Below are 22440 nucleotides of genomic sequence, written 5' to 3'. Positions count from 1 at the left end.
GAATGATTGGCCGAACCTTAAGCCAAGCAGGAAGCCATTCTATCTGACGCTTTTATCCAAACCACACAGCAAATCCATGCAAGACCCCCAGCGGTATGATCAGCGCGCCAGCAAGAAGAAAACCCCACATTTCCTCTCTGAAGCAGACCACCACATGGGTGAGCCATGCGCCAGCTGAACTTAGAGCAAGCGACACGGCGAGCGTCAGGCCTATCAGCTGTTCCATTTTCTCCTCCAGTTCCCAAGAAGAGTGTAACAATAATAATTCAACGCACAATAGTAACTGTCGTTTTTACTTGAATTCGCAAAGCCTTGTTGCGTTCAAGACCTGGGAAATCGTGAATTTTGGCCGAATTTTAACAACTAAAACAGAGGGATAGCGGTAGCAAAAACCGATCGCGTTCCGACAAAATTGATCATACTAAAGGAAAACAGAAAGTATTTTAGGAGAATAGATGGTCGGAGTGAGAGGATTCGAACCTCCGCCCCCCTCGTCCCGAACGAGGTGCGCTACCAGGCTGCGCTACACTCCGCGACCATTCGGCCGGACCTGATTAGCTCTGTCCGTTGATGCGGCTTATAACGCCGCAGGATCGATGCCGCAAGTGAAAGGCGAGATTTTTATTGCAATAAAATTGATGAAAAAACCGCTATTTTCAGATCGAATTCCCGCTCAATAGTCCAATAGTGTGAAAGCAGGCCAGTTGCCTCCCCCAAGCGCGATAAAGTCTGAATTGGCGAAGCCTGAAATCGTACCATCAGCGCGTTGGCCATAAAGAAGTGGCAGCCCATCAGGTGTTACTGTCATGCCGCCAGCGGCGCGCAATACTGCGTCACCCGCAGCCGTGTCCCATTCCATTGTGGGGCCAAAACGCGGATAAATATCCGCCTCACCGCGCGCGATCATACAGAATTTAAGCGACGATCCGACAGATACAGAATGTCTAATTCGGTTTTTTTGCAGAAATTGTTCCGTTGCTGCCGTCGCATGAGATCGACTGCAAAGTGCGATAGGCTCGGAAGGTGCAACGCGCACTTTGATCGGACGCTGTTGCTGTGACTTATGATCCGCACAAGTCTCAATTTCCTCGGCACCCTGGGAGCTACCGATAAAAAGTAAATGCCGCGCCGGGGCATAGACCAACCCAAAAATTGGAACGCCATTTTCGATCAACGCAATATTGACCGTGAAATCACCGTTACGGAGGAGAAATTCACGGGTTCCATCAAGCGGATCGATAAGAAAAAACCTATCACCCAATATGGTAGGAATGCGTCCGGCAGCAGCCTCTTCTTCCGCCACGATGGGAATATTGGGGGCATGATCCGCAAGCGCTGCGAGGATAATCGCCTCCGCATTCCGATCCGCTTCAGTGACCGGTGTTAAATCTTTTTTGTCAAAAACCGCGCAGCCAGTTTCGTAATGATGCATAATGGCACGGCCCGCTTCCAAGGCTGCACTCTGCAACGGGGCAAGCAGGCCCGCCACGGTCACGTCAGCGAGTTGGGCTTCAGACGCCATCATATTCATATCGACCAGGAATCACTACCATAGCTGCCAATAATACCGCGTTCAGCGAGATATTTCTCAATTTTCTCAACTATTTCGTCGATGGTCTTCCCGACCGTTCTTAAATGCAATTCGGGCGATTCGGGCGCTTCATAAGGGGAGCCAAGCCCGGTGAAATCGCTGATTTCACCGCGTAAAGCCTTTGCATAAAGACCTTTCGGATCACGCGCAATGCAGTCTTCAAGCGGGGTATCGACGAAAATTTCGATAAATTCCCCTTCGGGCAAAAGCGTTCGTACCCGATCACGCTGCGCACGAAATGGCGATATGAACGAGACCAGCGTTATAAGACCGGCATCAGCCATCAAACGGGCAATTTCACCCACTCGGCGGATATTTTCACTGCGGTCCGCATCTGAAAAACCAAGGTCGCTATTTAATCCATGCCGAATATTATCACCGTCCAACAGATAGGTATGTTTGCCCAATGCGTGCAGGCGCTGTTCGAGTCGATTGGCTATAGTGGACTTGCCCGAGGCTGAAAGCCCGGTAAACCAAAGCACGGCCGGTTTTTGAAACTTCTGCGCTGCCCGGGCCGTCTTGTCGAGTTCAAGCGGCTGGCGATGAATATTCGTCGACTGGCGCAGCGCTTGTTCAATCATTCCAGCGGCAACTGTGGCGTTGGTCAAGCGGTCAATGAGAACAAAAGCTCCCGTCGAACGATTAATGCGGTAGGGATCAAAAGCGATTTGTTCCACCGCCTGAATTTGACAAAAACCCACCTCGTTCAGACCAAGCTGTGAAGTCTTATCGCGTTTAAACGTATTTACATCGGTTTGATATTCTATTTCTCCAATGATTACCGGTGTTTGGTCGGTCTCGGTGCGCAAAAGGTAAGAGCGCCCCAATTGCAATGGTTCTTCTCCAAACCAAACGAGATGCGCCGAAAAACGATCCGCCACCTCTGGCCGTTCGTCGGCGTTGACCAACATATTGCCGCGAGAAACTTCAACCTCGTCTTCGAGCACCAGCGTCACCGCCTGGCCCTCATATGCATGCTGGAGGTCGCCATCATAAGACACAATGCGTTTAACACGCGATTGTTTGCCCGATTTCGCAACAATGACCGTATCGCCCGGCGCGATTGAGCCCGAAGCGACCGTCCCCGCAAAACCACGGAAATTTGCATCGGGACGGCTGACATATTGCACGGGAAAACGAAAAGGCTTTGCTGCCACGTCTCCATCCAGCCTTATCGTTTCCAGATGCTCAAGCAGATGTGGCCCCGCATACCAGCCCGTTCGTGGCGAGATGCTGCTCACATTATCGCCAAATCGCGCTGAAAGCGGGATTGCCTGAATGGACGAGAATTTAAGCTCCTTTGCAAAAGCCATATAATCTGCCACGATCTGATCGAAACTGCTTTGAGAAAAATCAACCAAATCGATCTTATTAACGGCAAGCACAATATGCTTGATGCCCAGCAAAGATGCGATGAAGGAATGGCGGCGCGTCTGCGTTAGGATGCCCTGACGCGCATCAACCAGCACGATTGCCAGATCTGCCGTCGACGCTCCAGTTGCCATATTGCGGGTATATTGCGCGTGACCGGGCGTATCAGCAACAATGAATCTGCGCCGGGGTGTCGAAAAAAAGCGATACGCCACATCGATTGTTATGCCCTGCTCGCGCTCTGCTTCCAATCCGTCTACCAGCAATGCAAAATCAAAATCATCATCAGTCGTACCGAATTTGCGACTGTCATTTTTAAGCGCTGCTAGCTGGTCTTCGAAGATCAGACGGGTGTCGTATAAAAGGCGCCCGATCAAGGTGGATTTGCCGTCATCAACCGATCCGCATGTAAGAAAGCGCAGCAGCGTTTTGCGCTCCTGATCCGCCAAAAACCCACTCAAGGCATCATGCGGAGCAAAATTTGCGTTTGAACCTGTGCGCGGGTCGGGAATAGAGATCACGCTGTTCATTAGAAATATCCTTCCCGCTTCTTTTTTTCCATTGATCCAACTTCGTCTCGATCAATGGCTCGGCCTTGGCGCTCGGAAGTCCGTGCGACGAGCATTTCTTCGACAATGTCTGGCAGGGTTGCGGCGCTTGATTCAATCGCGCCCGTCAGCGGGTAACATCCAAGCGTGCGAAAGCGAACAAGTCGCTCTTCTATTTTCTCATTTTCTTGCAGCTTCATGCGATCATCATCGACTTTGATGAGCATTCCATCGCGCTCAACCACCAGGCGCGGAGCAGCGAAATAAAGCGGGACGATTTCGATGTTTTCCTGCAAAATATATTGCCAAATATCCAGCTCCGTCCAATTGGACAGAGGAAAGACCCGGATGGATTCACCTTGTGAAATCCGAGTATTGTAGATTTTCCACATTTCCGGACGCTGGTTTTTCGGGTCCCAACCGTGCTGAGCATTGCGAAAGGAGAATATACGCTCTTTAGCCCGAGATTTTTCTTCGTCTCGCCGAGCTCCGCCGAAGGCAGCATCGAATTTGTATTTGTCGAGCGCTTGTCGCAACCCTAAAGTTTTCATTACGTGAGTATGCACATTAGACCCGTGCGTGAACGGTCCCACCCCATCGCGGACACCGTCTTCATTGATGTGAACGAGAAGTTCAAAACCTTTTTTACGCGCCTGCGCATCGCGAAACTCGATCATTTCGCGAAACTTCCATGTGGTATCTACATGAAGAAAGGGAAAAGGTGGAGGAGCCGGATAAAACGCCTTCATCGCCAAATGCGACATGACGGAAGAATCCTTACCAACAGAATAGAGCATCACTGGATTGGTAAATGTTGCCGCAACTTCTCGAAAGATATGGATCGCCTCAGCTTCAAGCCGTTGAAGATGAGTCAAATTCTTGGTTAGCGACGCATGATGCACGACATCTTCTCCCGGAAACCGGTCCAAACAAAATAGCGGGAAGGAAAGCAAGGGCTTCATTCAACGCAGGCTTAAATCTGACGGCAGATTGTTGGGCCCATTTTCGAGAAAGAAAGAGGAAAAGGAAAAGAATGCTATCGCTTAATATTAAAAGCGGTTGTGAAATCGTGCCCAGATTCATGCGTAAGCGGGTACAAACTTGCGCCGCAGCAAAACGACTGTTGCGGGAGACTTATTTAATTTATGGAATTAGTGCTTTAACCATCGAATGAAGGTCTGCGCAGATGTGATGTGCGGAAGATGAGCACCCAAGGAATATATTTTGAGGATGGGACGCCCGGCAAGCAAAACCGCTGCGGGTCGTTTGCGCTTAAAGCAATCCGAATGTGCGGGCTTTGGCAACGGCTTGGACCTTGTTTACCGCCACCAATTTCGTCAGTACATTACCGATATGAAAATTCACAGTTCGCGTAGAAATATTCAGAATGGCGCCGATAATTTCGGCAGTTTTTCCCTCACTGGTCCAGTGAAGAATTTCGCGTTCGCGTGCAGTGAGATTAATATCCGCTAATTGATTGATGTTAGATATGTCCAGGTGATCATACATCGAAAGATGCAACAGATTGGTAACAATTTGCATCTGCCGACTAAGCATCGATATCTCGCCTGCGGATAATAGTGGGCCGTCACGTAGGAAAGTAAGCATACCGTAGACCCCTCGCGCGGCCCAACAGGGCTGCGAGATACCTATTTTCAGCCCGAATTTCTGCGCATCTTCCCATAATTGCGGTGCTTCTGAAAAAAGCTGCGGTGTCCAGATCAAAGAACCTATGCTGCTGGTGCCGCGTTGGAAGAGTGGATCAATCTCTGAGTATTTTTTGGATTTATAATGTTGTTGCCAGCCCTCCGGTAGTTTTTCAAAACGTTTCCAATGCATCACACCGGATAATGCAGGCACACACATTACATAGGAGACGTAGGGGAAGCCGAGTTGTTCGGCATAAAGCTTAACGTATTCAAACAAATCTTCAGCATTATCTGACAATTGTATATTATCGTAAAATTCTTCCCATTTCATAGCACATACCCCAATATTGCTTTCTATCAATCATAATAGTTACAGCATTATTCCCATCCAAACCGCGGGGCATTAAATATCTATCACGGAACTCTTAATTTATCTATGCAGAAGTATTTCAGTAAATGAAGTTATTATCAAAAACCAAATATTTAATTCAGTTAAACTTTAGAGATATCTGTTTCATGAAAAAAGCCGGCCTTGCATAAAGCAGGCCGGCTTGCTGTTAGCTTTAGATATTTAAGGGGTGGGAACAAGATTGTCAGAGGTATCAAGCATATAGTTGAGGATCGGGCCCAACCAGCGCTCGACTTCCTGAATTTCCATTCCCTTGCGTCGCGCATAATCTTCAACCTGATCGCGCTCTACCTTGGCAACGCCAAAATAATAGCTTTCTGGATGACCAATATAAAGACCGGAAACCGATGAACCCGGCCACATAGAATAGCCTTCCGTCAACTCGACGCCCACTTGGGCAGTCGCGTCCAAAAGATTAAACAATGTGGATTTTTCCGTATGGTCGGGCTGGGCAGGATAGCCCGGCGCCGGACGGATGCCGAGATATTTTTCAAGAATTAGATCATCATTGGTCAAATCTTCATCCGGTGCGTAGCCCCAAAACTCTTTGCGTACTCTTTGATGCATTAATTCAGCGAAAGCTTCCGCAAAACGATCGGCCAAAGCTTTGACAAGGATTGAAGAATAATCGTCATTGGCGCGTTCGAACCGCTCAGCGATCGCGACTTCTTCAATACCGGCTGTCACGACAAAGCCGCCAACATAATCGGCCTTGCCACTGCCAAGCGGCGCCACAAAATCAGACAGGGCCACATTGGGCCGGCCTTCACGTTTTGAGAGCTGCTGACGCAGGGTAAAGAAAGTCGCTAGTTCCTGCTCGCGGGTCTCATCGGTAAAAAGCCGAATGTCATCACCAACCGCATTGGCGGGCCAAAACCCTATCACGGCTTTTGGTGCAAACCATTTTTCATCGAGGATTTTTTGGAGCATCGCCTGCGCATCTGCCCAAAGTGCACGTGCGGCCTCGCCCTGTTTTTCATCTTCTAAGATCGCCGGATAGCGCCCCTTTAACTCCCATGTCTGGAAAAAAGGTGTCCAATCTATGAAGCGTGATATTTCCGCGAGATCGTAATCATCAAACACTTTAGTCCCGAGGAAACTGGGCTTAGGCGGAATGTAGGCGTCCCAGTCCAGTTTATGAGCGTTGGCGCGTGCACCTTCCAGCGGCAAGCGTTTCTTTTCCGCTTCGTTGCGGGCGTGGGCTGCCGCTACTTTGGCATATTCAGCGCGGATGCCTTCAATATAATCGGTCTTATTTTCGGGAGAGAGCAGATTGGAAACGACATTCACGGCCCGGCTTGCATCAACCACATAGACCGATTCGCCGCTTTCATAACGCGGGTGGATTTTGACAGCCGTATGCACCCGGCTCGTCGTTGCGCCACCGATAAGCAGCGGAATATTAAAGCCCTCGCGCTCCATTTCAGAAGCGACATGCACCATCTCATCCAAAGAAGGCGTGATAAGACCAGAAAGGCCAATAATATCCACATTTTCAGCGCGAGCGGTTTCAAGGATTTTTTGCGCCGGAACCATAACGCCGAGGTCGATGATCTCATAATTATTGCAAGCTAGCACGACACCGACAATATTTTTGCCGATATCATGCACGTCGCCTTTAACAGTTGCCATCAACACTTTTCCGGCAGCTTGATGGCCTTCACCGCCATTAAGACGCTTTTCTTCTTCCATATATGGGAGCAGCACGGCCACGGCCTGTTTCATCACGCGTGCAGATTTCACGACCTGCGGCAAAAACATTTTGCCCGAGCCGAATAGATCGCCAACCACATTCATGCCAGCCATTAACGGGCCTTCAATGACATGCAGCGGGCGTTCGGCAGCGAGACGTGCTTCTTCCGTATCGGCTTCAATATAATCTGTAATGCCATTGACCAGCGCATGTTCGAGCCGTTTTTCAACCGGCAACTCGCGCCAGCTCAGATCCTGTTTACGCCCTTCTTTGACACCTGAATCCCGATAGCGCTCGGCAATCTCCAACAATAATTCGGTCGGAGATTCGCCCGACGCTGACTGGCGGTTTAAGACCACATCTTCGCAGGCCTCACGCAATTCGGGATCAATCGTGTCATAGACCGCTAGCTGCCCGGCATTGACGATCCCCATATCCATTCCGGCTTGAATGGCGTGATAGAGGAAAACTGCGTGCATTGCTTCACGTACCGGCTCATTGCCCCGGAACGAAAATGAAAGGTTCGACACCCCGCCCGACACATGCACATGAGGTAGGGTCGAAGTAATCCGTCGTGCCGCCTCAATGAAATCGACGCCATAATTATTATGTTCTTCGATCCCTGTTGCTACGGCAAACACATTGGGGTCAAAAATAATATCTTCAGGCGGAAAACCAACTTTTTCGGTGAGAATCTTATAAGCACGGGTGCAAATTTCGACCTTGCGATCTTCAGTATCAGCCTGGCCCGTTTCATCGAATGCCATCACAACCACGGCAGCGCCATAGTTTCGCACCAAACGCGCATGGTGGATAAACGCCTCCTCTCCCTCCTTGAGAGAGATCGAGTTCACGATAGCCTTGCCCTGTACACATTTCAGCCCGGCTTCGATCACTTCCCATTTAGACGAGTCAATCATGATAGGAACCCGCGCAATATCCGGTTCCGACGCGATCAGGTTTAAATATTCAGCCATGATCTTCTCGGAATCGATCAGGCCCTCGTCCATATTGATGTCGATGATTTGGGCGCCATTTTCCACCTGATCACGAGCCACTTCAAGCGCAGCCGAATAATCGCCAGCCGTGATAAGTTTGCGGAAGCGTGCAGATCCGGTGACATTGGTTCGTTCGCCGACATTCACAAAAGGAATGTCTTTGGTTAGCGTGAAGGGCTCAAGCCCAGAAAGGCGCATCAGTGGCTGCAATGTGACGGGCTTGCGTGGCGGATATTTCGCAACCTCTTCTCTGATAGCGCTGATATGCTCTGGCGTAGAGCCGCAGCAGCCGCCGACCACATTGACCAGCCCTTCGCGTGCAAAATCGCTGATTTGCGCGGCCATTGCCTCTGGGCTTTCATCATAAAGCCCGAATTCATTGGGCAGGCCAGCATTGGGATAAGCGCAGACAAATGTATCGGCAACACCGGCAATCTCCGCCAGATGTGCGCGCATAGCATTGGCACCCAATGCGCAATTAAGCCCAATGGTAAACGGCTTTGCATGACGCAGCGAATACCAAAACGCCGTCGGCGTCTGACCAGAAAGCGTGCGACCAGATAGATCTGTGATCGTGCCCGAAATCATCAGGGGAAGGCGTATGCCCTTTTCTGTAAATACTTCTTCGGCGGCAAAAATCGCCGCTTTTGCATTGAGCGTATCAAAGATCGTTTCAATCAGAATGATATCTGAACCACCATCAACCAAACCGCGGATCTGTTCGGCATAGGCAATGCGCAGCTCGTCAAACGTCACGGCGCGAAAGCCAGGATTGTTAACATCAGGAGAAAGAGAAGCGGTGCGGTTGGTCGGACCAAGGGCACCAGCCACAAAACGACGGCGGCCATCCTTCTGCTGGGCACGCAGGACCGCGCGACGTGCAAGCCGGGCGCCGTCGCGGTTTAAATCATAAACCACATCCTGCATGCCGTAATCGGCCTGGGCGATCGAGGTCGAAGAAAATGTATTGGTTTCAATTATATCCGCGCCAGCCATCGCATAGGCGTAGTGAATTTCTTCAATGGCTTTGGGCTGGGTCAAGGTCAGCAGGTCGTTATTGCCCTGCAAATGGCAATCACAGGAAGCAAAACGCTCGCCACGAAAATGCTCCTCATGAAAACCCAGACTCTGGATCTGCGTTCCCATGGCTCCGTCCAGAATGAGGATGCGTTCGCGTGCGGCTTTGGTGAGAGCTGCAAGCACTTCAGAACCATCAGGCTTGGGCGCCGTGGCACCAAAAAGATCATCAAGGGAGGACGCCATAAGGGTTTACCACCTGTATTGATAGGCCGGACCGCTGCAAACCAAATATGTCCCGGAAGACCTTTACCAGCCGCCCTGCGCAGGATGAAAGTTTGGGGCCGCAAATGCTTGCACCCGCTAATCGATAACTTAATGACATAAACATATGTTTATGTCAATTTACCTAACATTATTCCTTGCCGTAGCGCTGCCGGGCTTCGACAGATATAGATTTGCATGAATATGGAGATATCGCACCGCGAAGGGTGCCTATTTTTGCGCCTTGATCGGAAAATTCTTTTGTTTTTCCACGCGCAAAGCCACGCCCTGTCTGGGCGTGTTCAGCACCATAGTATTTAGAAATAATATTTCGGGCCTATCCCGTGGTTTCATTAAAGTTTAAAGCCCCGGGCGATGCCGGGGCTTTAAGAGTTTTTGATTTCAAGTTACGTAGGCGCCGATTGATGCAGCCACCAGCCCAATGGCGAGTGCGATCATGACGCCGTAAACGCGCGGCTTATCAAATAAGACCGCAAAAGCTGAAAACCAGGCAACCACTCCCGCGCCAAGCGCAAACAGAAAGCCTGGTTTGTCGCCCTGATAAAGGTTAGCCGCCATCAGCCCCGCGATAATCAGCGCGCCGAAAACGATCATTAACCCGGTTGCATAGCGTTCGTAGTCGTCCATTTATTTTCCTTGGTTCCAGCCAGTGCTAGCGCCGGAAGCTGTTCAGATCATATAGGTATTGAAAAAGAGCGCTTTAGCACACTCAACAACCACAACACCCAATCATTATTTTCTGCATCCATCAACTGTTTCGCTGAAATTCTTCCCGAATACTGATGGACATTCAAGACTGCTCACGGCTTTGTGTATAAAAGGCTGCCAAACCCACCGGGATTGACCATATTCGGAACGCTTTTTCGGCTGGGGCACCGCCGAGAAGCAAGCCCGATTAGCGCTGGCTCACCACGTCAGCCGAAAAACGCAATTCGCGCATGGGCCGTACCAATTGTGTGGTGGCATCATAGGTCGGATGATTTTTATACGCGTTAAGCGCTTCCTCATCCTTAAACTCCGCATAGACGACAAGATCTATACGATCACACAATGGATCGACCTTGGTATTGGGCAAAACCTCGAATACTTCCGAATAGGGAATCGTGCCCAGTTGCTCGAGACCGGCCCGGACCGTATCGATGTCTTGATCTGGCTTAATACTGAAGAAAACAATGTGGCGGATCACGTCCTAACTCCCAAGTTGATGGGCGTATCTAACCCATCAATATGGCAAGCAAAACCACAAATGCGCAATTGCCAAGATTTCAACTGGTTTTAACCCGTCGCCACGCGAAATTCCGGTCCTGCTTCTCAGCGCCATAGCCGGGCTGGTAATAACCGGGCGTGTCGACCAGACGCCGTTGCGCCAATCGTGCCTGTGCAATTTTATTGCTGACTTGCAGAGTATCAAAACCAGTGCGGAGCATTAACGCTGCCTGATCAATCAACACATCACCAACCGCCCGCAATTCGCCGTTAAATCCGTAACGGCGCAGGATTCCCGCCTTGGAATAAGAACGTCCATCATTGAAAGCAGGAAATTCCAGCGCAATCAGTGGTATCGAATCGAGAAATTCCAGCAGCGGCTCGATCTTCTCGCCCGGTGCCACCACAATGCCGATCCGTCGATTAGACGAGCGGCGGAGATTTTCATCAAGTTCAAGCCAAGCCGCCAGCGGAATGATGACGGAAGGCGCATCGCCAGCGGCTTCCAGATCATCAACTACTATATATTCATCTGCAATAAAGCCGGACTGAGCGTTAAGCCCGCAGGACCAGAGCAGGGATTGGTTTTGATTATCGGTCATTTCTGCTCCGCTCCCAAAGTTTTTAGGCTGTCGCTAAGTCCGGTAAGGTGGATGCCACATTCGGTCTTTTCGGTTCCAGCCCAACGACCAGCGCGCTGGTCCTCATCAGCGCTCACAGGGCGTGTGCAAGCCATGCATCCTATTGAGCGATAGCCTTGCGCAATGAGCGGATGGGCGGAAAGGCCGTGATGATCGGCATAGGCTTTCAGATCAGCAGCCTGCCACCGCGCCAACGGATTAATGCGAATGCGCGCATCTACCGCTTCAAACACAGCCAAACCGTTACGGGTGGATGCCTGAAACTGTTTCCGGCCCGTCATCCATGCGCGATAGGGCGCAACCGCGCGCGCCATGGGCTCGACCTTGCGGATGAAGCAACAATGGTCCTTATCCGTCATGGAAAGGGCGCCGAATGGATCGTCTTGTTTTAAAATTTTCTCGTCAGGCACAATATCCTGCACATTTGTCAGGCCCAGCTCGCTCGCCAGATCATGCCGATAATCGAGTGTCGCACGGAAATGTTTGCCCGTATCCAAAAATAAGACAGGAGTGGCGGGAGCAATCTGAGCAATCATGTGTAACAGGACAGCCGACTCTGCTCCAAAAGACGATATTGCCGCGATGCCGCCTTCGAAAAACTCATGGACTGCTAAAGCAATAATCTCCTGCGGAGACGATGACCCATAATTTTTCTCAAAAAGGCCAGCTTGAACAGTGGCTTGCGCCTCCGCGTCCCCTGTCGCTTGATCTGAGTGTCCTAGCTCACGCTGCACGGCTTATATCTCCATAAAGCGCTTGTTTGAAAGGTGCCATTCCCAAACGTCGATAAGCCATAATGAAGGTTTCATCAGCGCTTTCACGCAGGCTTAAATAGGTATCGACGATGGTCTCAATCGCTTCCACGACCTCTTCGGAAGAAAAACCCCGACCCGTTATGTCACCTATGGTCGTATATTCATCTGCCGAGCCGCCTAAGGTGATTTGGTAAAGCTCCTCACCCTTCTTTTCGACGCCCAAAATACCGATATGGCCGACATGGTGGTGTCCGCAGGCATTGATGCAGCCCGAAATTTTGATCTTGAGATCACCAATTTCAAATTGGCGATTTTGATCACCGAAACGCTCCGAGATACGCTGCGCTACTGGGATTGAGCGCGCATTTGCAAGTGCGCAATAATCTAGTCCAGGGCAAGCAATAATATCGGTAATAAGCCCTGCATTGGCCGTTACCAAACCATCGGATTCAAGCAAATCGAAAACCGCAGGAAGATCGGCTTTCGCCACATGGGGCAGAACCAGATTCTGCTCGTGGCTCACTCGTATTTCATCAAAAGAGTAGGTTTTGGCAATATCGGCAACCAGTTCCATCTGATCTGCGCTGGCGTCGCCTGGAATCCCACCAATTGGTTTGAGTGAAATTGTCACGACCGCATAATCAGGGTGTTTATGGGCGCTAATATTGCGCTTCGCCCACGCTGCAAAAGCTGGATCTGTTTTCTGGTTTGCAGCGAGAATCCCCCAGCCTTCCGGTCGGGGCGGCAAATCAGGCAGGCGGAAATAGTTTTCAATCGCGTCTATATCGCTTTGTGGTAGCTTCAAATCGCCAAAACGGATCTGCTCCCATTCTGCATCAATTTCCTGCACGAGGGATTCAATGCCGGTTTCGTGTACTAAAATTTTGATGCGCGCTTTATATTTATTATCGCGACGACCATAGAGATTATAGACACGAACAATTGCTGTCACATAGGTCAGCATATCCTCGATAGGCAAGAAATCGCGGATCTTTTTTGCAACCATGGGGGTGCGTCCCTGACCGCCGCCAATATAGACGGCTAGGCCCAATTGACCCGCCTCATTTTTCTTCAGTTGCAGGCCTATATCATGGACTTGAATGGCCGCCCGATCATGTTCGGAGCCGACAATCGCAATTTTAAATTTGCGCGGCAGATAGGAAAATTCTGGATGAAGCGACGACCACTGCCGAAGAATTTCGGCATAGGGTCGAGGATCGGCCACCTCATCTGCCGCAGCGCCAGCAAAATGATCTGCCGTGACATTGCGAATGCAATTGCCAGAAGTTTGAATGGCATGCATCTCAACTTCGGCCAATTCTTCAAGAATGCGCGGCACATCTTTGAGTGCGGGCCAATTATATTGGATATTCTGCCGTGTCGTGAAATGGCCAAATCCACGATCATAAGTGCGTGCAATATGGCCAAGTTTACGCAATTGACGGCTTGAAAGAGTTCCGTAAGGTATCGCAACGCGCAACATATAGGCATGCAATTGCAGATAAAGACCGTTCATCAAGCGCAGTGGTTTGAATTGCTCTTCGGTCAATTCTCCTGACAGACGGCGCTCAACCTGATCTTTGAATTGCACCACACGGGCCGCTACAAAATCGCGGTCAAATTCATCATAGCGATACATAGTTAAATTCCGTGTTCACTTAGGAAACATGCTTTAATTGCGACGTGCCAAATGTCACAATTGTCGGACCTGAGAGGCGGATGCGTTCGCGCAGCCGAAGAGGATAAAGCCCGTCCTCGCGCTCCTCGACATCAATCACGCTGACATCCACGACGAGATTATCTTGCGCAGCAAGCGTACCCGCTTCTTCAAGAGCTGCCACCGCTTCGGGATGGCGTGCGACAAGAGCACCATCGATGGATTCGCGCCAAGCGCCGTCGGCGGCCAACCACACGGCCTGACCGTCAATAAGCCGGTTTGCGGTGAGTACTTTTACGACCATATCCAAACTCCTGCTTTTGCTTACCGCGCATATTCGGCCTCCGTTCCACCGATTGGGGACCGATTTCAGGCTGCGATAGAAACCGAATTGTTCAACAGCGCTTCAGCCTTATCGATAGCCGCGCCTGCTACTGCATCACCGATGACAACCATGACAGGGCCGGATAAATCGTCTCGCTGCTGCAGCGCCGGCAAATCTTTCAAAGTTCCATGGAACATGCGTTTATTTCGGCGGCTTGCATTTTCGATCACTGCGACTGCTGTATCTTCATGCAAGCCCGCCAAGATCAGGCGCTCTGCGACCGAAGCCGCAACCGATCCGCCCATATAAACCGCGATTGTTGCACCGGAGATGGCGAGCTTGGCCCAGCCGGGCAGCACCTCGCCATCCATATCGTGGCCAGTGGTGAAAACCAGCGAAGACGCTACGCCTCGCAATGTTAGCGGCAGTTCCATATCGGCGGCGGCGGCGAGCGCAGAGGTAATGCCGGGGACAATTTCATAGCCAATATTCGCGCTGCGCAGGGCTGCTATTTCCTCGCCAGCGCGACCAAAAACCAGCGGATCGCCCGATTTAAGACGTACGACCTGCTTGCCCGCCTTACCAAGAGAGACCAGAAGCTGGTTGATCTGGTCCTGACTTTTGGAATGGCATCCCTTGCGCTTGCCAACGGCAATTCGCTCGGCATCGCGGCGTCCCATCGCTACGACGGCTTCTGGGACCAAAGCATCATGCACAATAATGTCGGCTTCCATCAAAAGGCGATGGGCGCGCAATGTCAGCAAATCTTCTGCGCCGGGGCCTGCACCCACCAGCCACACATAGCCTGATGCTGCGTGCGGCTGCTCGACCAACGCATTGGCTGCTTTTGAGGCTGCATCATGATCGCCATTCTCAAGCGCACGCGCCACATTGCCTGAGAAAAAGCTACGCCAAAAATTGCGGCGAGCCAGCCCTTTGGGCAAGGTTTTTTCAATGCGAGGGCGCCAACTTTGTGCGAAATGGGCTAAATCCCCAAGGCGCGGTGAAAAGGATGCTTCTAGCTGGGCGCGAAGCAATTGTGTGAGAACGGGACCCGTGCCCTCCGAACCAATAGCAATAGCAATCGGTGCCCGGTTAACGATGGCAGGGGTGAGAAAATCGCAAAGCGCGGGGCGATCGACGACATTGACCGGAATTTTCTTGGCCTTAGCGCTGGCTGCAATCACACGGTCCTGTGCCTCATCGCCCGTGGCTATAAAAACGAGCTTTGCGCCATCGAGTTGATCGGGCGCAAAAGGCTGTGCGATATGTTCGGCATTGTGGCTTAAGATAAAATCTTGAAGATGCGCCTCCACCTCTTGCGCTATAATCCGAAGCCGTGCCGATGTCTGCGCAACGAGTCGTGCCTTGTTCAGCGCTTCCTCGCCGCCGCCCACAACTGCCACCACTTCTTCCGATACTCGAAAAAAGGCAGGGAAATCAGCCAACAAAGGTTTAGACGAATATGACACGGCATTATCCTTTTTAGATAGTGTCATTATTCCAATTGTTGCATTGTTTTATAAGAAACGGGCTTGCGCACCATGATCGCGCTGAGCATCGCTTTTGCGTATAAGGCGAATTTGAAAGATTATAATTCCTCTCGCGTTGGATTTGGCCGGTGGAGGATTTATCCAAATTAAAGATAGGTACCGCTGACAAAAAAAGCTGGCACATGCTTGGGCCAGCGGCGCGGGAGGACCGCTACCAAATCAAATCGCAGCGATAAATAAGCATAATCTGGCTGGCGTTGGAGCCATAAATCAGCCGCAGCTTCAATGCGGCGCATGGATTGTGGTGTGACGGCCAGATGCGCAGCTTCAAGAGTGGAGCGCGCTTTGACTTCTACGATAAGTACCAGATTGCCGCGCCGGGCGATGAGATCAATTTCTCCCAGCCGGGTGCGATAACGCCGAGCGATAATCCGAAAACCTTTGAGCATAAGAGCTAAAGCTGCCCAGCGCTCGGCGCTATGTCCGCGAAAGAAAGCATTGCGCCTTTTCTCGCGAAGTTCTGTCATCAGGCTTTGGCCTTCAATTGCATGAGCCTCTGATAGAGGACCGATTTCTGTCCGCCCGTCATGCGCGCTGCCTCACCCGCCGCTTTTGAAGGGGGAAGTTCCGCTGCCAGCGATAAAAGCAATTTGTCGATATCTTCGGCACTTTGCGGTATCGCCTCGCCGGAAGGTGGCCCAATCAACAAAACGACCTCGCCGCGTATACGGTCTTCGCCGTCAAATTGTTTTGCCAATTCTGCTAGCGGAAGTGTGACAATGGTTTCATAGGTTTTGGTCAGTTCGCGGCAAAGGGCTGCTTCGCGCTCACCACCAAAAACCGCAACCATATCAGAAAGCGTCGCTGCTGCTCGATTGGGCGATTCATAAAAAACCAGCGTCGCATCAATGGTTTTGAGGCTTTCCAGCTTCGATTGTCTTTGTCCATGTTTGGCAGGCAAAAAACCACAAAACATGAAAGCATCAGTGGGCAGGCCTGATGCTGCAAGCGCTGCAAGAATGGCGGATGCTCCGGGAACCGGAACCACTCGAATTCCCGCCTCCCTCGCTTCGCCGACCAGCCGGAAGCCGGGATCTGAAACCAATGGAGTGCCTGCGTCAGAAACGAGCGCCACACTTTTTCCTGCAAGAAGGGCTGCAATGAGTTTGGCGCCTGACTCGGCCGCATTATGCTCATGATAGCTAACCGGACGGCGTGAGATTCCATAACGGTCAAGCAAAACCCGCGTGACCCGCGTATCTTCACAAGCCAACACATCGGCACTGGCCAAGACCTCCAAGCCACGCAAGGTCATGTCGCCCAGATTACCGATAGGGGTTGAGACAATATAGAGCGCTGGCTCAAGCGGACGCGCACGCATCGGCGTTCCGCCGATTACATATTCGCGTTTTGCTTCATCGGTTATCTCACTCATATTTTTCCTAACTTGCGAGATCAGCTACCAGCGCATCCAGCACTAAAGCACCTGTTGGGGTCGCACGAATGAAGCTATCTGTCATCGGTTCGATCATGCCTGACTCGATCAAATTCTGAAGTCGTTTGCGATTAACCTCATGTCCGGTCAGACGGCGATAGCGTCCAAGGTCGATTCCCTCACGCAACCGTAATCCCATCATTAAGAATTCATCGCCCTGTTGATCGCCGTTCAGATATTCTTCTTCAACGATGCCATGGCCCTGCTGCTCAACCTTCTCCACCCAGGTTTCAGGATGCTTTTCTGTGATTGTGACGGTTCGCACGTCATTTTCGATAAAGCGCCCATGTGCGCCGGGTCCGATGCCAATATATTGGCCATAGCGCCAATAGACCAGATTATGCTGCGATTCGCGCCCCGGTACGGCGTGGTTGGAAATCTCATAGGCAGGAAGGCCGTTTTCAGCCGTCACAATCTGGGTTTCTTCATAAAGTGCAGCGGCATGATCGGGCGCAGGTGTCGTCAGCTTGCCAGCCTTCCAAAGATTATAAAATTGCGTGCCTTCCTCAATCGTCAGTTGATAAAGCGAGAGATGATCAGCGGCCAGGCCGATCGCTTCCTTCAACTCTTCCCGCCAAGCCTCAATTGTCTGGTCGGGTCGAGCATAAATTAGATCAAAAGAAAGCCGTGGGAAAATCTCACGTGCAAGCCGAATGGCAGCCTTGGCTTCCTCAACGGAATGCATGCGGCCAAGCCTGCGCAAATCTGGATCATTGAGCGCTTGAATACCCAGTGACACCCGGTTAACGCCTGCCGCATAATAGCCCCGAAAACGCTCAGCTTCGACGCTTGTCGGGTTGGCTTCAAGCGACACTTCAATGTTTGGCGCCACCGACCAGCGCGCCGCAATTCCATCTAACAAAGCACCCACTGTTTCGGGGAGCATTAATGATGGCGTTCCGCCGCCCAAAAATATGCTGGTGATCGTGCGTGGACCTGTGCGCGCCCGCAAAGTTTCCATTTCCCGATCAAAAGCGGCAGCAAACCGCTTTTGGTCTACGGGCTGGTGCCGAACATGGCTGTTAAAATCGCAATAGGGGCATTTAGCAAGGCAAAACGGCCAATGAAGATATATGCCAAATGCGCTCTCGCCATCCGTCTGCGCAATCTCAATTGCACTGACACCATCCCTGCCCCGGTTTGGCGCAATTATATTTGGATTGCCAGATGTGGAAAAAGTCTGGTTCATTCGGCAGCGTCCGAAATGGTGCCCAGTGCCGTTTCCGCAAAAAGCTTGAAAGCGCGGGCGCGGTGCGAAAGAGCCGAAGCGTCTCCCGGCTTCCAGCCATGCTTTTCCTCAGCGGTCATTTCGCCAAAAGTCTTTTCGTATCCTTCTGGCAAAAAGACCGGATCATAACCAAAGCCGAGTTCGCCGCGTGGTGGCCAGACCAGCGTCCCTTCCACTTCGCCACGATAATATTGCGCTTCTCCATCGGGCCATGCCAGGCAGATGACCGAGACAAAGCGCGCTTTTCGTTGCTCTGGCCTGGTTACGCCTTTTTCCTGCAAAAGCTCTTCGACCTTTTGCATAGCCATATTGAAATCACGCGAACCATCAGCTTTTTCGGCCCAATTGGCAGTATAAACACCCGGTGCGCCATCAAGCGCATCAATCATAATGCCGGAATCATCCGACAGCGCAGGCAGTCCTGTCGCCTTGGCTGCCGCATGGGCTTTAATATAGGCGTTTTCTTCAAATGTGGTGCCGGTTTCGTCCGGCTCTGGCAGGCCCAGCGCCGCAACCGAGCTGAGTTCAAATCCGAACGGGCCGATCAGCCCGTCAAATTCACGAAGCTTGCCCGCATTATGCGAGGCCACGATCAGCTTGCCTTTTTCCAGAACTCTCATTTTCAATCCTGTTTTTCACCGTATGAACGGCCAGTCCGTAGCCATTTTTCGGGGCCAGTTCTTTAAAACGCATGCCCTTATCCGAAAACCGGTACCCACTTTTCGGGGGCCAGTTCTCTAAAACGCATGCCCTTATCCGAAAACCGGTGCCCACTTTTCGGGGGCATGCTTTAACCCCAAAGTTCAGGTTCCGCAATTTCCAGCGAATTGTTGGAAGGATCGCGGAAATATATCGATCGTGCACCGTTAGGCCATAAAAAATCGGACTCGATTTGCACTCCACAACCTTCAAGATGAATGCGCCAAGCATCAATCTCAATGTCATCGGCTGCAAAACAAACATGGCCAGGACCGCTCGCGCCATGGGACGGCACAGGTAAAGCGCCTGCGACTTGGGTTTTTAACGTCTCTTCCGCGTTGAAGAGCAGCAATATACCCTCACCGCAACGGAAAAATGCGTTGCGCTCGCTCGTTTTTCCAACCGGCTCCAAGCCCATAACATCGCGATAAAATGCAATCGCCTCTGCCATATCGCGGACATAGAGCGCGGTTTCAAGAATACGGGCTGCACGCAAGTGAAAGCCTCCTCAAATTTGAGAAGGCTCAACCTATCAACTAATGGCCATCTTCTGCAAGGCAATCAGGCTCTCAATGCCGCCACGTGCCAGACGCATCAAGGACATAAATTCTTCTTCCGAGAACGGCGCCCCTTCAGCGGTCCCCTGAATTTCAACAATACCGCCCTTGCCAGTAATAACGAAATTGCTGTCGGTTTCAGCAGCAGAATCCTCAACATAATCAAGATCGAGAACGGGCTCGCCTTCATAAATGCCGCAGGAAATAGCCGCAATATGGTCTTTAAGCACTTTTTCAATGCGGATCATCTGGCGCGCTTCCATCCAACGCAGGCAATCATGCAATGCGACCCAGCCGCCAGTAATCGCCGCAGTGCGCGTGCCACCATCGGCTTGAATGACATCACAATCGACAGTGATTTGAAATTCGCCCAGCGCCTGCAAATCGACGACTGCGCGTAAAGAACGTCCAATCAGCCGCTGTATTTCTTGTGTGCGCCCGCCCTGCTTGCCACTTGCTGCCTCGCGGCGCATGCGATCTCCGGTCGAACGGGGCAGCATCCCATATTCTGCGGTGACCCAGCCTTTTCCGCTATTGCGCATCCAGCCAGGTACTTTTTCCTCAAGGCTTGCGGTACATAAAACATGGGTGTCCCCAAATTTCACCAGGCACGAGCCTTCAGCATGTTTGGAGACGCCGCGCTCAAACGAGACGGCACGCATTTCATCAACAGCGCGCTTGGATGGACGCATAGTAAATCCTCAATTTTAATTCCGTGGGGCTTTCTAAGCCGACCAGCGGCAAATAGAAAGGAATTTCGCCACTTAAGCGTAATAGAACAGCAAGAAACCGGTCTTAGGGCTTGGACCGTTCGATTTATACATCTATATTTGCAACCAATAACTGAGAATTTTTACGGACCAATATGATCAAATCGCCGGAACATCGACTGCTTAGCTCGCTCGACCAGCGGTCGCGCGATATTTTCCGGCTGATCGTCGAAAACTATCTTAACGACGGCGATCCAGTCGGTTCTCGTAATCTGTCACGGCTGTTGCCGCAAAGCCTATCCCCTGCCACTATTCGCAATGTGATGAGCGATCTGGAGCAATTGGGCCTCATCTATGCGCCACATGTGTCCGCAGGACGCCTGCCAACCCAAATTGGATTGCGTTTTTTCGTAGACGCTTTTTTGGAAGTGGGCGACCTCCCCCCAGACGAGCGCTCCTCAATCGAGGCACAAGTAAGTGCAGCGGGCAGCAATAATTCGGTTGAAAGCGTACTGACAGAAGCCAGTCAGGTTTTGTCCGGCCTCTCACGCGGTGCGGGAGTTGTTTTGGCCACCAAAATGGAAGGCGCACTCAAACATATTGAATTCGTGCGTCTTGATCCAACCCGCGCTTTGGCCGTCTTGGTCATGCAAAATGGCGAAGTGGAAAACCGGGTGGTGAACCTTCCCGCCGGCATTTCCGCGTCGCAGCTCATTGAAGCTTCTAATTTTCTTAACGCGCATATTCACGGGCACACTTTGTCTGAAGCGCGTTCAGAACTCAAAAAGCTCTCTGAAGAAACGCGTCAGGAACTCGACCAACTTTCGCAGGAGCTTGTGCGGCAGGGCTTGGCCGTGTGGAGTGGGGCTAGCGCGGATCAGCCCGCACGATTGATTGTGCGTGGCCGCGCCAATTTGCTGGAAAACATCCATGCACAGGAAGATATTGAGCGCCTGCGTCATCTCTTCGACGATCTGGAAACCAAAGATGGTATGATTCAGCTTCTCGATCTGGCGGAAGAGGGTTCTGGGGTGCGCATCTTTATCGGGTCCGAAAACAAACTGTTTTCGCTTTCCGGATCGTCGCTTGTTGTTGCCCCCTATCGTGACTCGGAACAAAGAGTTGTCGGCGCGCTTGGCGTTATCGGACCAACCCGGCTCAATTATGCACGGATCGTTCCGATGGTGGATTATACCGCGCAGATCGTCTCCCGATTGCTGCGATAGAGTGGTCCATTTCCCAAAAGCGTAGGCTTCCTGCTTTGTTATGCGTGATTTACCCCGGTAAGGTTGCTAAGTCGGAGAAATAGACCTTGATTTTACGAGCACGAAACTCGATATCCGGCGCAACACTATTCAAGACGGAAGAACATTATGGCTGATGAGAAAAACAAAACTGAAAATCCCGATCTTGAGCAGCGCGATATAAATAATCCGCGTGATCGTGAGGCTCTCAAGCGGGCTGCCGACGATTTCCTCAAGAGCCGCAAAGCAGAGGCGCGGGCCGAGGCTGAAGCGGATGCAGCAGAAGCTGAAGCTGAAATTGGGGCGGAAGTTGAGGCGGAAGTTGAAGTTGACCCCTTGGTCGCGTTAGAGGCAGAAAATTCTGGTCTTAGAGACCAGTTGCTGCGCATGGCGGCCGATATGGAAAACCTGCGCAAGCGCACGCAGCGCGACATTCAGGATGCACGCACTTATGCGGTGACCAATTTTGCGCGCGATATGCTTTCGGTTTCTGACAATCTCAGTCGTGCGCTTGAAGCCATTCCGGCGGATGCGCGCGAGGCCGACGCAAATCTTAATTCGCTTGCGGAAGGCGTCGAGATGACAGAACGCGTCATGTTGCAGACGTTCGAGCGGCACGGTGTGGTCAAGCTCGACCCTGAAGGCCAGAAATTTGACCCCAATTTCCATCAGGCTATGTTCGAAATTCCTAACCCGGATCTGCCAAACAATACCGTTGTACAAGTCGTACAAGCGGGATATGCGATTAGCGATCGGGTTCTGCGCCCGGCCATGGTGGGCGTGTCGAAAGGCGGGCCCAAAACCGTAGTCGAAGAGGCGGCACCTCAAGAAAACGAAGATCAAGCCTGATCGTAAGTCATTCAGAATCA

At 51.4% G+C, this 22440-nt stretch carries 21 protein-coding genes and 1 tRNA gene; 2 read left to right on the top strand and 20 right to left on the bottom strand.

What is annotated here, in order from left to right:
• Positions 1–52: 52 nt before the first annotated feature.
• The 20 genes from C7374_RS16115 to rph all read right to left on the bottom strand — a co-directional run bounded on the left by C7374_RS16115 (position 53) and on the right by rph (position 20309).
• Complete coding sequence (locus C7374_RS16115; protein WP_170130205.1) at positions 53–226, bottom strand: hypothetical protein; 174 nt, start codon at positions 224–226, stop codon at positions 53–55.
• Between the two features lie 230 nt (positions 227–456).
• A tRNA-Pro gene (locus C7374_RS02040) sits at positions 457–533 on the bottom strand.
• A gap of 140 nt (positions 534–673) precedes the next feature.
• A complete protein-coding gene (gene cysQ / locus C7374_RS02035) occupies positions 674–1525 on the bottom strand; it encodes a 3'(2'),5'-bisphosphate nucleotidase CysQ (protein ID WP_111574249.1) in 852 nt (283 codons plus the stop codon).
• A gap of 2 nt (positions 1526–1527) precedes the next feature.
• Positions 1528–3492, bottom strand: coding sequence for a sulfate adenylyltransferase subunit CysN (gene cysN, locus C7374_RS02030; protein ID WP_111573932.1), 1965 nt, complete (start codon positions 3490–3492; stop codon positions 1528–1530).
• Complete coding sequence (gene cysD / locus C7374_RS02025; protein ID WP_111573931.1) at positions 3492–4412, bottom strand: sulfate adenylyltransferase subunit CysD; 921 nt, start codon at positions 4410–4412, stop codon at positions 3492–3494. Before cysD ends, cysN begins: the two co-directional genes overlap by 1 nt.
• A gap of 370 nt (positions 4413–4782) precedes the next feature.
• On the bottom strand, positions 4783–5490 hold the full coding sequence (locus tag C7374_RS02020; RefSeq protein WP_111573930.1) for an autoinducer binding domain-containing protein: 708 nt from the start codon (positions 5488–5490) through the stop codon (positions 4783–4785).
• A 240-nt stretch (positions 5491–5730) separates the two neighbouring features.
• Positions 5731–9522: a methionine synthase gene (gene metH / locus C7374_RS02015; protein ID WP_111573929.1), complete on the bottom strand. Its 3792-nt coding sequence runs from the start codon at positions 9520–9522 to the stop codon at positions 5731–5733.
• A 420-nt stretch (positions 9523–9942) separates the two neighbouring features.
• Positions 9943–10188: a hypothetical protein gene (locus C7374_RS02010; RefSeq protein ID WP_111573928.1), complete on the bottom strand. Its 246-nt coding sequence runs from the start codon at positions 10186–10188 to the stop codon at positions 9943–9945.
• A 268-nt stretch (positions 10189–10456) separates the two neighbouring features.
• Positions 10457–10747 (bottom strand): Dabb family protein, encoded by a 291-nt coding sequence (locus C7374_RS02005; protein WP_111573927.1) that lies wholly within the window; start codon positions 10745–10747, stop codon positions 10457–10459.
• A gap of 79 nt (positions 10748–10826) precedes the next feature.
• The gene (locus C7374_RS02000; protein WP_111573926.1) at positions 10827–11369 is read right to left on the bottom strand and encodes a DUF934 domain-containing protein; all 543 of its coding nucleotides are present in this window, start codon (positions 11367–11369) and stop codon (positions 10827–10829) included.
• On the bottom strand, positions 11366–12142 hold the full coding sequence (locus C7374_RS01995; RefSeq protein ID WP_111573925.1) for a phosphoadenylyl-sulfate reductase: 777 nt from the start codon (positions 12140–12142) through the stop codon (positions 11366–11368). Before C7374_RS01995 ends, C7374_RS02000 begins: the two co-directional genes overlap by 4 nt.
• Positions 12132–13802, bottom strand: coding sequence for a nitrite/sulfite reductase (locus C7374_RS01990; RefSeq protein WP_111573924.1), 1671 nt, complete (start codon positions 13800–13802; stop codon positions 12132–12134). Before C7374_RS01990 ends, C7374_RS01995 begins: the two co-directional genes overlap by 11 nt.
• Before the next feature lie 19 nt (positions 13803–13821).
• Positions 13822–14124, bottom strand: a complete 303-nt coding sequence (locus tag C7374_RS01985) for a DUF2849 domain-containing protein (protein WP_111573923.1) — start codon at positions 14122–14124, stop codon at positions 13822–13824.
• Positions 14125–14189: 65 nt separating this feature from the next.
• On the bottom strand, positions 14190–15644 hold the full coding sequence (gene cysG / locus C7374_RS01980; RefSeq protein ID WP_111573922.1) for a siroheme synthase CysG: 1455 nt from the start codon (positions 15642–15644) through the stop codon (positions 14190–14192).
• Positions 15645–15784: 140 nt separating this feature from the next.
• Positions 15785–16165 (bottom strand): YraN family protein, encoded by a 381-nt coding sequence (locus C7374_RS01975; protein ID WP_111573921.1) that lies wholly within the window; start codon positions 16163–16165, stop codon positions 15785–15787.
• Positions 16165–17073: a 16S rRNA (cytidine(1402)-2'-O)-methyltransferase gene (rsmI, locus tag C7374_RS01970; RefSeq protein WP_111573920.1), complete on the bottom strand. Its 909-nt coding sequence runs from the start codon at positions 17071–17073 to the stop codon at positions 16165–16167. Before rsmI ends, C7374_RS01975 begins: the two co-directional genes overlap by 1 nt.
• Positions 17074–17080: 7 nt before the next feature.
• Positions 17081–18322, bottom strand: coding sequence for a radical SAM family heme chaperone HemW (gene hemW, locus C7374_RS01965; protein ID WP_111573919.1), 1242 nt, complete (start codon positions 18320–18322; stop codon positions 17081–17083).
• Positions 18319–18981, bottom strand: coding sequence for an RdgB/HAM1 family non-canonical purine NTP pyrophosphatase (rdgB, locus tag C7374_RS01960; RefSeq protein ID WP_111573918.1), 663 nt, complete (start codon positions 18979–18981; stop codon positions 18319–18321). Before rdgB ends, hemW begins: the two co-directional genes overlap by 4 nt.
• Positions 18982–19151: 170 nt before the next feature.
• Positions 19152–19556 (bottom strand): VOC family protein, encoded by a 405-nt coding sequence (locus C7374_RS01955; protein WP_111573917.1) that lies wholly within the window; start codon positions 19554–19556, stop codon positions 19152–19154.
• A 36-nt stretch (positions 19557–19592) separates the two neighbouring features.
• Positions 19593–20309, bottom strand: coding sequence for a ribonuclease PH (gene rph, locus C7374_RS01950; RefSeq protein WP_111573916.1), 717 nt, complete (start codon positions 20307–20309; stop codon positions 19593–19595).
• 173 nt (positions 20310–20482) lie between these two features.
• Here rph and hrcA point away from each other — a divergent pair, with 173 nt between their 5' ends.
• Positions 20483–21553 carry a heat-inducible transcriptional repressor HrcA gene (gene hrcA / locus C7374_RS01945; protein WP_111573915.1) on the top strand — a complete coding sequence of 357 codons (1071 nt, stop codon included), beginning with the start codon at positions 20483–20485 and terminating at the stop codon, positions 21551–21553.
• 147 nt (positions 21554–21700) lie between these two features.
• Positions 21701–22420 carry a nucleotide exchange factor GrpE gene (gene grpE, locus C7374_RS01940; protein ID WP_111573914.1) on the top strand — a complete coding sequence of 240 codons (720 nt, stop codon included), beginning with the start codon at positions 21701–21703 and terminating at the stop codon, positions 22418–22420.
• The last annotated feature ends 20 nt before the right edge of the window (positions 22421–22440 follow it).

Source organism: Falsochrobactrum ovis, from assembly GCF_003259955.1.
GTDB lineage: Bacteria > Pseudomonadota > Alphaproteobacteria > Rhizobiales > Rhizobiaceae > Brucella > Brucella ovis_A.
Note: the sequence above shows the minus strand (reverse complement) of the source record. Positions and strands in the feature narration are given on the sequence as shown.

Excerpts from the sequence above, each read along its gene's own strand:
- C7374_RS01975 (WP_111573921.1), bottom strand. The coding sequence starts at position 16,165 with ATGACAGAACTTCGCGAGAAAAGGCGCAATGCTTTCTTTCGCGGACAT.
- hemW (WP_111573919.1), bottom strand. The coding sequence starts at position 18,322 with ATGAACCAGACTTTTTCCACATCTGGCAATCCAAATATAATTGCGCCA.
- cysN (WP_111573932.1), bottom strand. The coding sequence starts at position 3,492 with ATGAACAGCGTGATCTCTATTCCCGACCCGCGCACAGGTTCAAACGCA.
- hrcA (WP_111573915.1), top strand. The coding sequence starts at position 20,483 with ATGATCAAATCGCCGGAACATCGACTGCTTAGCTCGCTCGACCAGCGG.
- C7374_RS16115 (WP_170130205.1), bottom strand. The coding sequence starts at position 226 with ATGGAACAGCTGATAGGCCTGACGCTCGCCGTGTCGCTTGCTCTAAGT.
- rsmI (WP_111573920.1), bottom strand. The coding sequence starts at position 17,073 with ATGAGTGAGATAACCGATGAAGCAAAACGCGAATATGTAATCGGCGGA.
- C7374_RS02000 (WP_111573926.1), bottom strand. The coding sequence starts at position 11,369 with ATGACCGATAATCAAAACCAATCCCTGCTCTGGTCCTGCGGGCTTAAC.
- C7374_RS02010 (WP_111573928.1), bottom strand. The coding sequence starts at position 10,188 with ATGGACGACTACGAACGCTATGCAACCGGGTTAATGATCGTTTTCGGC.
- C7374_RS01985 (WP_111573923.1), bottom strand. The coding sequence starts at position 14,124 with ATGGTCGTAAAAGTACTCACCGCAAACCGGCTTATTGACGGTCAGGCC.
- rdgB (WP_111573918.1), bottom strand. The coding sequence starts at position 18,981 with ATGAGAGTTCTGGAAAAAGGCAAGCTGATCGTGGCCTCGCATAATGCG.
- metH (WP_111573929.1), bottom strand. The coding sequence starts at position 9,522 with ATGGCGTCCTCCCTTGATGATCTTTTTGGTGCCACGGCGCCCAAGCCT.
- cysG (WP_111573922.1), bottom strand. The coding sequence starts at position 15,644 with ATGACACTATCTAAAAAGGATAATGCCGTGTCATATTCGTCTAAACCT.
- C7374_RS02020 (WP_111573930.1), bottom strand. The coding sequence starts at position 5,490 with ATGAAATGGGAAGAATTTTACGATAATATACAATTGTCAGATAATGCT.
- rph (WP_111573916.1), bottom strand. The coding sequence starts at position 20,309 with ATGCGTCCATCCAAGCGCGCTGTTGATGAAATGCGTGCCGTCTCGTTT.
- C7374_RS01990 (WP_111573924.1), bottom strand. The coding sequence starts at position 13,802 with ATGTATCGCTATGATGAATTTGACCGCGATTTTGTAGCGGCCCGTGTG.
- cysQ (WP_111574249.1), bottom strand. The coding sequence starts at position 1,525 with ATGATGGCGTCTGAAGCCCAACTCGCTGACGTGACCGTGGCGGGCCTG.
- grpE (WP_111573914.1), top strand. The coding sequence starts at position 21,701 with ATGGCTGATGAGAAAAACAAAACTGAAAATCCCGATCTTGAGCAGCGC.